Here is a 244-nt window from a genome sequence, read left to right as displayed (position 1 = left end):
GAGATGATCCGTCCGGCCGGGATGGCGCCGTTGCGCAGCGCCCAGAGGAAACGCTCGTGCCAGTGCTCGCGCTGCTTGGCCGGCTCGACGTCAGCCAGGGCGCGGGCGACGCGCTGCCAGGTGGCGTCGACGCTGTCATCGATCGGCGTGCCGTCCTTGCTGGTCAGACGGTATTTCTGTGCCCAGATATCTTCGGAAGCCGCCTGCAGGGCGATGCTGGAAGTGCTCTTGCTGTCTGCCGCGA

General features: G+C 67.2%; 1 protein-coding gene. It reads right to left on the bottom strand.

From position 1 onward, the window contains the following. Positions 1-215 (bottom strand): ribonucleotide reductase N-terminal alpha domain-containing protein (locus AAEZ10_RS27655; protein ID WP_350571867.1); only part of this gene is annotated, 215 nt, incomplete at its 3' end. Positions 216-244 lie beyond the last annotated feature (29 nt).

This window comes from Pseudomonas sp. H26/SER47-MNA-CIBAN-0231, from assembly GCF_040310465.1.
GTDB classification, from domain to species: domain Bacteria; phylum Pseudomonadota; class Gammaproteobacteria; order Pseudomonadales; family Pseudomonadaceae; genus Aquipseudomonas; species Aquipseudomonas atacamensis.
Note: the sequence above shows the minus strand (reverse complement) of the source record. Positions and strands in the feature narration are given on the sequence as shown.